Genomic DNA, 13,650 nt, shown 5'->3' with positions numbered 1-13,650 from the left:
GTCTTTCCTCTCGGGACTCGGGTATAATTTTGCACCTTTTTCCCGTCACCCGCCCAGGCAGGGCCTGCCCCAGTATGACCGACAAGCTTCGCAATATCGCCATCATCGCCCATGTGGACCATGGCAAGACCACGCTCGTGGACAAGTTGCTGCAACAGTCCGGCACCTTCGGGGAGCGCGCCCACCTGACCGAGCGGATGATGGATTCCGGTGACCTGGAACAGGAGCGCGGAATCACCATCCTGGCGAAGAACACGGCGCTGAACTGGAACGGATACCACATCAACATCGTGGATACGCCCGGACATGCGGATTTCGGCGGCGAGGTGGAACGCGTGCTGTCCATGGTGGATTCGGTCCTTCTGCTGGTGGACGCGGTGGACGGGCCCATGCCTCAGACGCGGTTCGTCACCGCCAAGGCCTTCGCCATGGGCTTCAAGCCCATCGTGGTGGTGAACAAGATCGACCGTCCGGGCGCCCGCCCCGACTGGGTGGTGGACCAGGTCTTCGACCTGTTCGACCGTCTGGGCGCCACGGAGGAGCAGCTGGATTTCCCCGTGGTGTACTGCTCGGCGCTCAAGGGCTACGCCGGCCTCGCCAAGGACGTGACCGAAGGCGATATGACGCCCCTGTTCCAGACCATCGTCGACAAGGTCAGCCCGCCCGAGGTGGATGCGGAAGGCCCCTTCCAGATGCAGGTCTCGTCCCTGGACTACAACAGCTTCCAGGGGCTGATCGGCATCGGCCGCATCAGCAGGGGCAGGGTCAGGACCAACACCCCGGTGAAGGCCGTGGACCGGGAGGGCAACGTGCGTTCCGGACGCATCCTGCAGATCCTGGGCTTCAACGGGCTGGAGCGCGTCGAGGTGTCCGAGGCGCGGGCCGGCGACATCATCGCGTTCTCCGGCATGGACGAGCTCTATATCTCCGACACGCTGTGCGATCCGGCATCGGTGGAGGCGCTCAAGGCGCTCACCGTCGACGAGCCCACGGTGAGCATGACCTTCCAGGTCAACACCTCGCCGTTCGCCGGCAGGGATGGCAAGTACGTTACCTCCCGAAACATCCGGGAGCGGCTGTTCGAGGAACTCAAGCACAATGTGGCCCTGCGGGTGGAGGAGACCGATGATCCGGACAGGTTCCGCGTCTCCGGGCGTGGCGAGCTGCACCTGTCCATCCTCATCGAAAACATGCGCCGGGAGGGCTTCGAGCTGGGGGTGTCCCGGCCCGAGGTCATCGTGCGTGAGCGTGACGGGATCAAGGAAGAGCCCTACGAGATGGTGACCGTGGACGTGGAGGAGCAGCATCAGGGTGCCATCATGGAAAAGCTGGGCAGCCGCCGCGGCGAACTGCTGGACATGATCCCCGACGGCAAGGGACGCGTGCGCCTGGACTACAGGGTCCCCTCGCGCGGCCTGATCGGCCTGCAGACCGAGTTTCTCACCGCCACTTCCGGCACCGGCATCCTGCACCATGTGTTCGACAGCTACGGTGAGTACCGCCCGGGCGGGGTGGGGGCGCGCAACAACGGCGTGCTCATCGCCAACGGCGCCGGCAAGGCACTGGGCTATGCCCTGTTCAACCTCCAGGAACGCGGCCGGCTGTTCATCGGCCACGGCGAGGAGGTATACGAAGGCATGATCATCGGCCTCCACAGTCGCGACAACGATCTGGTGGTGAACCCGCTCAAGGCCAAGCAGCTCACCAACATCCGCGCCGCGGGGACCGATGAGAACATCATCCTCACCCCGCCTGTGCGCATGACCCTCGAGCAGGCGCTGGAGTTCATCGAGGATGATGAACTGGTGGAGGTGACCCCCGGGTCCATCCGTATTCGCAAAAAACTGCTGCTCGAACATGAACGCAAGCGGGCCTCGCGCGCGGCAAGCTAGTCGCTGCGCGAAGGATGAAGGATGAAGGATGAAGGATGAAGGTGGAATAAGAGCCCATCCCCCCGCTCCGGGGGACCATTCATCCTTCAACCTTCAACCTTCAACCTTCCCGCCAAAGGCGGGCAAGTGTGTCCCACGCCTCATTACATCCGGCCGTCTTGGTGCTAACCTTTTGAAAAATGGTGGAGGGAGAGGCCATGCCAGGGTCCATTGGCGAGCGCCCCGGGGGCGCGGAGAACTACACCATCGAACGGCCCCGCATCCTGGTGGTGGAGGACTCCCCCACCATGCGCAAGGCCATTCGCCGGCTCCTCAGCAGCGATTTCCAGGTGCTGGAGGCGGACGACGGTGACACGGGTTGGGAGCAGATCCGGGACGATCCCAGCATCCAGGTGGTATTTACCGACCTGATCATGCCGCGGATGAACGGTTTCATGCTGCTGCGTCAGATCCGCGAATCCATTCATGAAAGGATCAGCGGCCTGCCGGTCATTATCATCACCGGCCACGAGGATGACGAGAAGATGCGCCGCCAGGCCATGTCCATGGGGGCCACGGACTTCGTCACCAAACCCTTCGACTCACTGGAGCTTCGCGCCCGCGCCAAGGCTCATGCCCGTTTCGAGCATACCCAGCGGCGCCTGCATCAGGCCACCCGGGCACTGGAACAGCACACCACGATCGACCCGCTGACCGGGCTGGCCAATCTCAATTATTTTCGCGAACACGGACCCACGCTGCTGTCCTTCGCCGTGCGTCAGGGCAAGGAGCTGTCCGTATTGCGTATCGATGTGGACCAGTACGAAGACCTGTTTCAGAAACGCGGGCGCCAGGTGGCGGAAAAGATCCTGGTGAACGTGGCCAGTATCATCTCCGGCTGCGTGCGCGAGGAGGACACGGTGGCCCGTCTGGGGCTCGCCAAGTTTGCGGTCCTGATGCCCGGTGCCGGAGAGGAGATCGCCCGGCAGGTGGCCGGCAAGATCCACTCCCTCAACGAAAAATCCGGTTATCGCCTGGGCAATACGCGTTTCCGCATGACCGTAAGTGCCGGGCTGGTCACTCCTGCCCTGTATGAGCACCTGCAGTTCGAGGACGTGCTCAAGCTGGCCGAAGGCCGGCTGGCCCAGGCCCTGGCTTCCGGCGGCAACCGGGTGGTCTTTGACGAAGGCCCTCCTGCGGCGTCCCGGGCGGCTCCCGAAGGCCGCCGTGAGCAGCTTTCACTGGAGGAGGCCCTGGTGCTGCTGCGGGCCGGAGACACGGACCTGGTGAACGAACAGCTCAAACCCCTGGTGAGCAAGGTCCTGCCCCTGCTGGTGCATGCCAATCGCCAGTTGCGACTGGGCATGGATGGCAGTCTGCTGCAGCTCAAGCACCAGGTGCAGCGGCTGTGAGCCGGTCTCCATAATGGACGGGATTCACGGGATCTCCAGACGCCTTGATGAAATATCCGGGTCAATCCCTTCAGGCCCGTGAGTCCTGTCCATCGCGCCGTGTGTCCAGCCTGGAAAGCATGCGCAGGCCTCCCAGCATGGCGTGAACGCGTTCACGGATGATTGCCTCGCCTTCCTCGCCCGGGAGATCGGGCAGATCCCAGACCTTCAGGCGTGCCGTGGCGGGCAGAGCAGGGCATCGCCGCCGGCTGTCGGCATCGAGCGGGATGACCAGATCGGCCCAGTGAAGGGCGTCCAAACCGACGTCCTGGACGGACGCGCCGCGTGCTTCCATCCATCCGGCCCCGATATCGGCCGTCAGCCTTGTCGCCGTCTCGACGCGCCGGTCACCGGATCCGGCAAGAAACAGGACGTGCGCAGGCCGCTTGTACATCGTCTGTTCCCCCTATCCTCACCCTTGCCCTGGTCTCCGATCCTTACCCCATCTCACGGATCACACCGGTCACGATACCCAGAATCTCGATCTCCTCGTTCCTGAGTATGATGGGTTCCATCTCCGGGTTGGCTGGTTGCAGGCGAATGCCTTCGCGTTCCACGTAGAACCTCTTCAGGGTGACCTGTTCGCCGTTGATCATGGCGACCACCGTCTGTCCGTTCTCGGCGCTCTGTCGGCGCTCCACCACGATGATGTCTCCATCCTGGATGTTGTCTTCGATCATGGAATGCCCGCGAACGCGCAGGGCATAGGTGTTCCGGCGCACCATATGGGCGGGTACCGTGACCCGCTCGTTGTCATTGCACAGGTCCACGGGCAGGCCGGCGGCCACCCAGCCGAGGAGAGGGATCCGGCGCGTCTCGGCGGCATCCATCTCCTGGCGGCTCAGCCCCTCGGGCCACACGGGGCGTGACGGTTTCGGAATCAGCAGGTCAATGCCGGGCATGGATGGACTCCTGAGGTCTGTGGCGTACTTGTGGGGATGAGGATAGCACGCCTGTTGATATTTACAGTGGATCACGAGGAATCCGGGTTCCAGTCCGGTCTTTTGTCGCCGCCGCGCCCGGCGTCCATAATGTCGCCCACCTTCTTCAGGAGCATGACCGATGCGCACACTCAAGGAGTATCCCATCAACGAACTGAAGCTGGTCTATCGTGCCCTGCACGCCAGCCTTCCGGGCGAGCCGGAACTCATGGACAGCGAGCTTCTTGACGACTTGCAGCGCTTTCTGCAGGAACGCGCCACCCGGGACGGAGTGGATGTGTCCACCCACAGCCAGTGGGCGGCGTGGCTGGCGGACCGTTGAAGGAGAATTCAAGATTCAAGATTCAAGATTCAAGGACGCGGATCTTTTGCGATGCTGAACATCGCCGCCGCCCTTACCTTTGAATCTTGAATCTTGAATCCCGAATTCTCCTCATTTCCGCCGGAACCTGCTGGAGCGTTTCAGCTCGACGAGGATGTCACGTTCCAGGCTGTCGAGGTCTTCCTTCTTCACCTGTGCGACGTCGCTGATCCACGCGGTGGTCTGATTGCGCTTGTGGGCGAAGTAGTTGAGGATGAATTCTTCGGACATGAGCATGAAGCGAATGGCCTGGGCCGGGTCCACCTGCAGGAAGGGGTTGCGCGCAATCTGCATGGCGGACTGCTCCTGCTGCTGGCAGTAGCGGTTGAGCAGGGTGTAGAGCGCCATGCGCGCTTCGCTGATGTTCTTCGGGACCTTGTTGCGGGTGAACGGGTGGAGGCTAGCATCCACGATGGCGTCCAGCCACAAGGTCAGATCGCTTTCCGAGATGGCCACCTCCCGGGCGCGTTGCTCGGCCACCAGCTCGGAGATGCGCTGCTGGAGTTGCTCTCCCTCCTGGTTGGATTTGCCCCGGCTCACGGCACGCCGCCAGATGGCCTGTGACTGCTCCAGTTCCTGACGCAGACCCTCGATCTGTTCCGCCAGGATGCGCGCCTCCTGATCGAGCATGCCGACCTGGCGGGCCTTGGTCTGCATTTCGTGCTGGGTGACGGCGATGCGCACCATATAGTATCGGGCCAGCAGATGCTCGATGTCCTCAGCGTGCCCATGGAGTCGTGCGTTGGCCTCGATAAAGGCATCCATGAGTTCATCCGAGGCGTTCTCCTCGCGCAGCAGCCGTGCTGATTCTGCGGTCTCCGCCGCCTCGGTGCGTACGTCCATCAGGAGGCCGTTCAGGGTTCTCACCTTGTTGGTGAGCACCGTCAGCGAGTCGGGCTGGCCGTCGGTGCGCCATTGAGCAAGGAGCTTCTCGATGTCTTCCAGTTTCTGGCGGAAGATCTTCACGTTGGCCCTGTCGCCGGTGCGTTTGGCCCGGTCCAGCGCGCTGAGCACCTCTTCGCCGTGATCCTCCTGAATGCGGATGCGCTGCTGAAGATGATGCGCATTGGCGGCCAGGATCAGGCCTTCCACGGCATTTCTTGAATACAGGGGGGCGTGTTCGATGATGTCGGGCGGGATATTGTCGGGCAGCTTCTCCGGCGGCAGCCGGGACAGTTCTTCCGGTGACAGCGAATTCACCATCTTGCGGAACACCGACATGGGGATGGGCGGACGACGCCGCGAGGATGCGCTCATGAGCGCCTGCCTGTCGTCCGGGGCATCGCCTGGCGGTTGCACTAGGCGTCCCCTTGCCCCATGACGGGCGCATCCAGGCTGCGCGCAAACTCCAGCATGCGCTGGGTGGAACGCAGCGCCTTGACACGCAGCGTCTCGTCCAGATGGATCTCGTTGTCCCCGGATTCAAGTGTCGAGAGCAGGTTGTGCAGGCCGTTCATGGCCATCCACGGGCAGTGGGCGCAGCTGTGGCAGGTGGCGCTGTGGCCCCCTGTCGGCGCCTTGATCAGCGTCTTGTCCGGCGCGCCCTGCTGCATCTTGTAGAAGATGCCGGAGTCGGTGGCCACGATCAGGGTCCTGTTGGGCAGCGAGGCGGCCGCCTTGACCAGCTGTGTCGTGGAGCCCACCACGTCGGCCAGGTCGATCACGCCCGCCGGGGATTCCGGGTGCACCAGCACGGCGGCCTCGGGATGCTCGGTCTTGAGTTCGCGCAGGGCATCGGCCTTGAACTCGTCATGCACCACGCAGGAGCCGTCCCAGAGCACCATGTCGGCGCCGGTCCGGCGGCGGATATAGTCGCCCAGGTGCTTGTCCGGCGCCCAGAGAATCTTCTCGCCCCGGGTCTTGAGGTGTTCGGCGAGCTTGAGGGCGATACTGGAGGTCACCACGTAGTCGGCCCGCGCCTTCACACCCACAGAGGTGTTGGAATAGACCACCACGGTGCGGTCCGGATACCGGTCGCAGAAGGCGTTGAATTCGTCGGCCGGGCAGCCCAGGTCCAGGGAGCACTCCGCTTCCAGAGTCGGCATGAGGACGCGTTTTTCCGGGCTCAGGATCTTTGCGGTTTCGCCCATGAAACGCACGCCCGCCACCATCAGGGTGGAAGCCGGATGCTCGTGGCCAAAACGCGCCATGTCCAGGGAGTCGGATACGCAGCCGCCGGTCTCCTCGGCCAGCCGCTGGAGCTCCTCGTCCACGTAGTAGTGGGCGACGAGCACCGCGTCCTGTTGGCGGAGCAGCTGCTTGATGCGCTCGCGGACCGCCTCCAGTTCCTCGCCCGTGTAATGGGGTACGAGGGCGGTGATCCTGGCGGTTTCCGGGACATCGAACGCCCGGAGGGGTTGTGCGGACATGGCGTTCATGGGGGCTGTACTCGTGCTCATATGTTACTTTGACAATCCAGGTGTCATTCTATCCCCTGAACAGGCCGCTTGGCATCCTTGCCCGTGCCGGACGCATGGGATTGTCCCCGCGGCCCCACCCGCCAGACTTCAGCGGCCGCGCGCCCCGACCGGATACCGGCAACGGGCACTTTGACGGATGCGTAGGCATGCGTAACTTTCCCGGAAGCAGGGAGCAAAGCCCCCCGGCTTCCCGGCTCTTGCCGGACTCCATGGGTCTTTAATGTTGTAGCATGGCGAACTTCCCCCGCCCCGGGGAATCTCCATAATTGAATCCAGTTCGCATTTTTGCCTCATGATCTTTGTCGTGCTCATCATTGCCGTGCTGCTGGTCCTGTTCCTGCCGTCCTGGTGGGCGAACGCGGTGTTGCGCCGCCACCGCGGCGAGCGCAAGGATTACCCCGGAACGGGCGGGGAGTTCGCCCGCCACCTGCTGGACCGTTTCGGCATGGGCCATGTGCGGGTGGAGGCTGCCGACGGCGGCGATCACTACGATCCCGCAGCCAAGGCCGTACGTCTGTCTCCGGAGCACATGGACGGACGTTCGCTGACCGCCGTGACCGTGGCGGCCCATGAGGTCGGGCACGCCATTCAGGATCACAAGGGCTATGCGCCGCTGGCCTGGCGCACCCGGCTGGTGTCCGTGGCGAACAGCGCGGAGAAACTTGGCGTGGGCCTGATGATGTTCGCGCCGATGCTGCTTCTGGCCACGCGGGCTCCGGTGGGCGGGCTGATCATGCTGCTGGGGGGCTTGATGAGCTTCGGCGCCGCGGCGCTGGTGCACCTTGTCACGCTTCCGGTGGAACTGGACGCCAGCTACCGGCGCGCCATGCCCATCCTGGCCAGCGGTTACCTGCCCAGACGGGACCTGTCCCCGGCGCGTCATATCCTCACGGCCTGTGCCTTCACCTACGTGGCAGCGTCGCTTTCCAGCATGCTCAACCTGTGGCGCTGGCTGGCCATCCTGCGGCGCTGACGGTGAGGCATCGTCGCAGAGGCATGGCCGGTGTTTTCGGGAATCCGACATGAACAGTACGCACGGCAAACGGCGCCGCTGGCTGGTCTGGGGGCTGGAGATCCTGTTCTTCGTGGTGCTGTTTCTCGTCATCAAGGCCTGGGTGCAGCGGGACATGATCTCCGGCGAGGCGCCGGCGCTGGCGGGGCTGGACCTCACCGGCGAGCCCGTGACCCTGGCGGATTACCGGGGCCAGGCGGTGCTGGTGCACTTCTGGGCCACCTGGTGCCGGATCTGCCGGATGGAGCAGGGTTCCATCGAGTCCCTGAGCAGGGATTGGCCGGTGATCACCGTGGCGACACAATCGGGCACCGCCGCCGAAGTGGCCGCCCACATGGCGGCCAATGACCTGACCCACACGGTGATCCTGGATCCGGACGGGGCGCTGGCGTCCCGCTACGGGGTGCGCGGGGTGCCGTCAAGCTTCGTGGTGGATGCCAACGGCGAGATCCGCTTTCGGGAAACCGGTTTCACCACCGGCTGGGGTCTGCGCACGCGGCTGTGGCTGGCACGGGTGTTCTGAGCAGGCCGGGAGCGTGCCCCGGAGTCAGGTTCGGGAAACCGGTGCACCTGCGCCCGAGGTTGTCAGTGGCCGGCTTCTTCGGGGAGTATTGGGATGCGTCCCGCGGGCCGCGCATGCCGATGCCGCGGGCCCCTGAATGCGATGCACGGGCGAGCGGCGACGTCTCTGGCAGTGACAACACAATCGCTGCGTGGCGATGGCGCGCGGGAGTTCCCATGAACGATGCTGCTGACGTGATCACACCCCTGGAGGCCGGTTCTCTGGCCGGCCTGTTCCTGGAGCGCGTGCGGCGTTCGCCCGACGCGGTCGCCTATCGCCAGTACGACATGGCAAGGAAGGCCTGGGTCGACAGCACCTGGCACGATGTGGCCACGGAGGTGGGCCGCTGGCAGCAGGCCCTTGTCAGGGAAGGTCTGGAACCCGGCGACCGGGTGGGGATCATTCTGCGCAACTGCCGGGAGTGGGTCGTCTTCGATCAGGCCTGCGCCGGGCTGCGGTTGATCACCGTGCCCCTGTATACGGACGACCGCGCCGATAACATCGCCTACATCGTGCGCGAGGCCGGTGTGAAGCTGCTGGTGGTGGAAGGGCGGCTTCAATGGAAGAAGCTTCTGGAGGTGAGGGATAAACTGGAGGGACTCGGGTCCATCGTCTCGGTCAACACCATAGAGCCGGACCAGAAGCCGGACGACGACCGCCTGTGCTCCCTGTCCGACTGGTTGTTCGGCCTGAAGGGTGAACTGCAGACCCACGAGGCGGCGCCTGACGATCTCGCCACCATCGTCTATACCTCGGGCACCACGGGAAAGCCCAAGGGTGTGATGCTCAGTCACCGCAACATCCTGTTCAATGCCCACGCCTCCAGCCGATGCGCCGACATCAACGACAGCGACCTGTTCCTCTCTTTTCTGCCCCTGTCGCATACCCTGGAGCGTACCGCCGGCTACTACATGCCCATGATGCTGGGTGCCCGGGTGGCCTATGCCAGGTCCATCCAGACCCTGGCCGAAGATCTGGCCACCATACGGCCCACGGTATTGATCTCCGTGCCGCGCATCTATGAGCGGGTCTACGGCCGCATCAAGGCCGGTCTCAAGGAGAAGTCGCCCCTGGCCCGCAAGCTGTTTCAGTTGACCGTGGACGTGGGCTGGCGGCGGTTCGGGCATCAGCAGGGCCGCGCGGGCTGGAGCCCAAGGCTGCTGCTGTGGCCTGTGCTGGAGCGCCTGGTTGCCGGCAAGGTGCTGGCGCGCCTCGGCGGGCGCCTGCGCTACGCGGTGTGCGGCGGTGCACCTCTGCCGCCGCCGATCGCACGGTTCTTCATCGGGCTGGGCCTGCCGGTGTTTCACGGCTACGGTATGACCGAGTCGAGCCCGGTGGTGAGCGTCAATCGGCCGGACGACAACGTACCCGAAAGTATCGGCAAGCCCCTGCCCGGTGTGGAGGTCAGGATCGGCGAGAAGGACGAGTTGTTGACACGCAGTCCCTCGGTGATGCTGGGTTACTGGAATAATGAGGAGGCCACCCGGGCGACCATCGACGCGGACGGCTGGCTTCACAGCGGCGACAAGGCGCGCATGGACGAGACCGGCCATCTCTATATCACAGGCCGGATCAAGGAGATCATTGTTCTGGGCAACGGGGAAAAGGTGCCGCCCGCGGACATGGAAATGGCCATCACCCTGGACCCTCTGTTCGACCAGGTCATTGTATTCGGCGAGGGGCGGCCGCATCTGGCAGCGTTGGTTGTGCTCAATCCCGACGAATGGAACACCCTGGCAAGGGAACTGGACGTGGATCCGGACAGCGAGGAAGATCTGAACAGTCGCTTCGTCGAGAAGACGCTCCGGTCGCGTATCTCCCGCCAGTTGCGGGAGTTCACCGGTTTTGCCCAGGTGCGCCGCCTGATCCCGGTGCTGGAGCCCTGGACAGTGGAGGACGGTATGCTCACGCCGACGCTCAAGATGAAGCGTGCGCGCATTCTTGACCGATACAGCGACCGGATCGAGGCGCTCTACGAGGGCTATTCGGAATGAACGGAACGTCCCGCGAACCCCGTATCCGCATGCCCGCCGCCGCTGCGCCCACCAATTCGGGGGGCGACGTGTTCGGCGGCTGGGTCATGTCCCAGGTGGACATAGCCGGCAGCATTCCGGCGGTGCTGCGCGCCCGGGGGCGGGTGGTGACCGTGGCCGTGGAGCGGATGCATTTCCGCAGGCCCGTGCAGCGCGGTGACATGGTGAGCGTGTTCGCCGACGTGATCCGCACGGGCCGCACCTCCATGACCGTGGATGTGGAAGTGCGCGTTGACCGCAACCCGGCCGATCCGGAGACCCTGACCGTGGCCGACGCCCGTCTGGTCTATGTGGCCGTGGACGAAGAGGGCCGTCCGCGGCCCTTGCCCAGGGACACCTGAACCACACGACAACAAGATACTCGAGCTGGGGGAGAGCACCAATGACGTATCGATTGACGAGGCCTGGCCTGGCCTGGGTGGCGGGCCTGACCCTGGGCGCGGCGCCCGGCCTTGCCCTGGCGGCCGGTTTCTATATACATGCACAGAGTGTCAGCGGACTGGGCCGGGCCTTCGCCGGCGAGGCGGCCCTCGCCGCCGATGCCAGCACACTCTTCTTCAACCCGGCGGGGATGACCCGCCTGGAGGCGCCCGAGTTCCAGGCGGCGGCAATCCTGCTGATGCCCAGGTCCACGGTCCGGGATACGGGTTCCACGGCCGCCACGCCGGGTACGCTGGGCAATCCGCTTCCCTACGAGGGCGGTGGCGGCGGCAATCCCTATGATCCGACCCCGGTGCCCAATCTGTACTATGCCCGCCCGATCAACGAGCGAGCCTGGTACGGGTTCGGCCTGACCACCCCCTTCGGGCTGGCCAACGGTTACGATGACGACTTCTTCGCCCGCTACGACTCATCCCGGAGTTCGCTTCGGGTGGTCGATCTGCAGCCGAGCCTGGCCGTACAGATCAACGACCGGGTTTCGGTGGGCGGCGGGATCAATGTCCAGTACGCGGATGCCACGCTCAGGAACGCCCTGCCCGATCCCACCGTGCCCGGCGGGCCCACCCCGGCGACCGATGGCGAGTTTGCCCTGGCGGGCGACAGCTGGGACTACGGCTTCAACGTGGGCGTGCTGGTGGATCTGGACGAGGCCACCCGTCTGGGCCTGCATTACCGCCAGGGCATCACCCACACCCTCAAGGGTACCGCCACCACCCGTATGCCCGTGGGCCTGGGCGGGGCCTCGGAGAGCGATCGCGGCCAGGCCGACCTGAAACTGCCGGACATGGTCTTCCTGGGGCTCAGTCACCGCTTCTCGGAACGCTGGACGGGGCTTGCCCAGTACACATGGTTCAACTGGTCGAACTTCGACGAGATTGCCGTGAAGCTGGATGCGGGCCCGGACCCGGATCCGGTTCAGCAGAACTACCGCAACAGCTGGGCCCTGGCCCTGGGGGCCGAGTACCTGCTGAATGACCGATGGACCCTGCGCGGCGGGATCCAGTACGACCGCACCCCCACCCGGGACGGATTTCGCAACACCCGCACGCCGGACGGCGACCGCACCTGGCTGTCGGCAGGCGCCAGCTATGAACGGGGCCCCCGCCTGGGTTTCGAATTCGCCTACACCTACTTCCACGTGGGCAGTGAGTCCCTGGACCTTACCCGCACGTTCTACGCGGGCACGCCGGTCGCCTCCGCGGTGGAACTGGAGGGCACGACCACGGGCAGCGTACACATCCTGGCCGCCGCCCTGCGTTACCGGTTCTGACGGGCGCCCACCGGGCTCATGGCACGCCCTGAGCCCGGTGGGCAGTCTTCATATCTTACTGAATTTCAGCGTTTTTCTTCGCGTTTCTGCACGCCCGGGCGTCACGCGGCGCCCTTTCGGTATATCCTTGGGGTTTCTGCGAACGTTTTCCCCGGAAGGAAGGCGGTGTCCAGGTATGGCTGATCAGTCGTTTCCCGCACTGATGATTCGCGAGGAGGTCGCCGGGGCCGACCGCGCGCAGGTCGTGACGCTCACCTCCGCGGATCTCATGGAAGGCGATGTGGAGATCGAGGTGGCCTGGTCGAGCCTCAACTACAAGGATGCGCTGGCAGTGACCGGTGGCGGGCGGATCCTGCGCCACTCACCCCTGGTGGGCGGCATTGACGCCGCCGGGCGCGTGATGCACTCCGTCGCGCCGGAGTTCAGTGTCGGCACGGAAGTCATCGTCACGGGGTGCGGTCTGGGGGAATTCCACCACGGGGGATTTGCCGGCCGCATCCGGGTGCCTGCCGACTGGGTGGTGGCGATGCCCGAGGGCCTGGACGCACGGAAGGCCATGCTGCTGGGCACTGCCGGTTTCACCGCCGCCATGGCGATCAGTCGACTGGAACTCAATCTGCAGGAGCCCTCGGCGGGACCGATTCTGGTCACCGGTGCCTCCGGCGGTGTGGGGTGCCTGGTGATCAACATGCTCGCGGCCCGTGGATTCGAGGTCATCGCGCTGAGCGGAAAGCCCGCCCTGTCCGACTGGCTCAAGTCCCTCGGGGCGTCCGAGGTGCTGGATCGCGCCGCTGTGACATGGGGCAGGCGACCGCTTGAAAAGGCCCGCTGGGCGGGCGCCGTGGATCTGGTGGGCGGTGATCTGCTTTCCTCGGTGGTGCGCAGCATTCGTCCCTGGGGCAACGTGGTGTCCATCGGTCTCGCGGGTGGTGCGGAGCTTCACACCACTGTGATGCCCTTCATCCTGCGCGGCGTGAGTCTGCTGGGTCTGACCTCCGCCCGCTGCCCCATGCCGTGGCGGCGGGAACTGTGGGGGCGGCTCGCCTCGGACCTGATGCCCCGGGATCTGGCCTCCGTGCATACGGGAACCGTTGGTCTGGATGAACTGGTGGATGTCAGCGCCCGCATGCTCGCGGGCCGCACCCATGGACGGATACTGGTGAGTCCGTGGTCGGTTGTCCGTGGCCAGTCTCAGGAAACCGTTGACAAGCCATAGCGCCCGATTTCGCTCCTGACAACTGACAACGAAAAAAGGGGCGGCCCTGCGGCCGCCCCCGAACTCCTGGGA

At 64.7% G+C, this 13,650-nt stretch carries 13 protein-coding genes; 9 read left to right on the top strand and 4 right to left on the bottom strand.

Annotation, left to right across the window (positions count from 1 at the left end; all coding sequences use genetic code 11):
- Window positions 1–74: 74 nt before the first annotated feature.
- Both typA and THITHI_RS0109765 read left to right on the top strand, forming a co-directional pair.
- Window positions 75–1,892: a translational GTPase TypA gene (gene typA, locus THITHI_RS0109770; RefSeq protein WP_018232908.1), complete on the top strand. Its 1,818-nt coding sequence runs from the start codon at window positions 75–77 to the stop codon at window positions 1,890–1,892.
- Window positions 1,893–2,089: 197 nt separating this feature from the next.
- Window positions 2,090–3,283 carry a response regulator gene (locus THITHI_RS0109765; RefSeq protein WP_026186232.1) on the top strand — a complete coding sequence of 398 codons (1,194 nt, stop codon included), beginning with the start codon at window positions 2,090–2,092 and terminating at the stop codon, window positions 3,281–3,283.
- Window positions 3,284–3,353: 70 nt separating this feature from the next.
- Here the strand turns inward: THITHI_RS0109765 and THITHI_RS0109760 are convergent, their stop codons facing one another.
- Window positions 3,354–3,716 carry a hypothetical protein gene (locus THITHI_RS0109760; protein WP_018232906.1) on the bottom strand — a complete coding sequence of 121 codons (363 nt, stop codon included), beginning with the start codon at window positions 3,714–3,716 and terminating at the stop codon, window positions 3,354–3,356.
- Between the two features lie 43 nt (window positions 3,717–3,759).
- Window positions 3,760–4,224 carry a transcriptional repressor LexA gene (gene lexA, locus THITHI_RS0109755; protein WP_018232905.1) on the bottom strand — a complete coding sequence of 155 codons (465 nt, stop codon included), beginning with the start codon at window positions 4,222–4,224 and terminating at the stop codon, window positions 3,760–3,762.
- A 160-nt stretch (window positions 4,225–4,384) separates the two neighbouring features.
- On the opposite strand from lexA, the gene THITHI_RS0109745 reads away from it, so the two are divergent.
- On the top strand, window positions 4,385–4,585 hold the full coding sequence (locus THITHI_RS0109745) for a hypothetical protein (RefSeq protein WP_018232904.1): 201 nt from the start codon (window positions 4,385–4,387) through the stop codon (window positions 4,583–4,585).
- Between the two features lie 111 nt (window positions 4,586–4,696).
- On the opposite strand, the gene THITHI_RS0109740 is transcribed toward THITHI_RS0109745, so the two are convergent.
- Window positions 4,697–5,923 carry a coiled-coil domain-containing protein gene (locus tag THITHI_RS0109740; RefSeq protein ID WP_232199409.1) on the bottom strand — a complete coding sequence of 409 codons (1,227 nt, stop codon included), beginning with the start codon at window positions 5,921–5,923 and terminating at the stop codon, window positions 4,697–4,699.
- Window positions 5,923–7,002: a quinolinate synthase NadA gene (gene nadA, locus THITHI_RS18815; RefSeq protein ID WP_033336934.1), complete on the bottom strand. Its 1,080-nt coding sequence runs from the start codon at window positions 7,000–7,002 to the stop codon at window positions 5,923–5,925. Before nadA ends, THITHI_RS0109740 begins: the two co-directional genes overlap by 1 nt.
- A 334-nt stretch (window positions 7,003–7,336) precedes the next feature.
- Here nadA and THITHI_RS0109730 point away from each other — a divergent pair, with 334 nt between their 5' ends.
- The 6 genes from THITHI_RS0109730 to THITHI_RS0109705 all read left to right on the top strand — a co-directional run bounded on the left by THITHI_RS0109730 (window position 7,337) and on the right by THITHI_RS0109705 (window position 13,578).
- Window positions 7,337–8,017: a zinc metallopeptidase gene (locus THITHI_RS0109730; RefSeq protein WP_018232901.1), complete on the top strand. Its 681-nt coding sequence runs from the start codon at window positions 7,337–7,339 to the stop codon at window positions 8,015–8,017.
- Between the two features lie 49 nt (window positions 8,018–8,066).
- The gene (locus THITHI_RS0109725; RefSeq protein WP_018232900.1) at window positions 8,067–8,579 is read left to right on the top strand and encodes a redoxin domain-containing protein; all 513 of its coding nucleotides are present in this window, start codon (window positions 8,067–8,069) and stop codon (window positions 8,577–8,579) included.
- Between the two features lie 215 nt (window positions 8,580–8,794).
- Entirely contained in the window at window positions 8,795–10,612 is a 1,818-nt protein-coding gene (locus THITHI_RS0109720) for an AMP-dependent synthetase/ligase (protein WP_018232899.1), read from the top strand.
- On the top strand, window positions 10,609–10,992 hold the full coding sequence (locus THITHI_RS0109715; protein WP_018232898.1) for an acyl-CoA thioesterase: 384 nt from the start codon (window positions 10,609–10,611) through the stop codon (window positions 10,990–10,992). Before THITHI_RS0109720 ends, THITHI_RS0109715 begins: the two co-directional genes overlap by 4 nt.
- A 41-nt stretch (window positions 10,993–11,033) precedes the next feature.
- On the top strand, window positions 11,034–12,362 hold the full coding sequence (locus THITHI_RS0109710; protein ID WP_026186230.1) for an OmpP1/FadL family transporter: 1,329 nt from the start codon (window positions 11,034–11,036) through the stop codon (window positions 12,360–12,362).
- A 175-nt stretch (window positions 12,363–12,537) separates the two neighbouring features.
- Window positions 12,538–13,578: a YhdH/YhfP family quinone oxidoreductase gene (locus THITHI_RS0109705; protein WP_018232896.1), complete on the top strand. Its 1,041-nt coding sequence runs from the start codon at window positions 12,538–12,540 to the stop codon at window positions 13,576–13,578.
- Window positions 13,579–13,650: the final 72 nt, after the last annotated feature.

This window comes from Thioalkalivibrio thiocyanodenitrificans ARhD 1, assembly GCF_000378965.1.
Lineage (GTDB): Bacteria > Pseudomonadota > Gammaproteobacteria > Ectothiorhodospirales > Ectothiorhodospiraceae > Thioalkalivibrio_A > Thioalkalivibrio_A thiocyanodenitrificans.
This window is presented reverse-complemented; position numbering and strand designations above follow the sequence as displayed.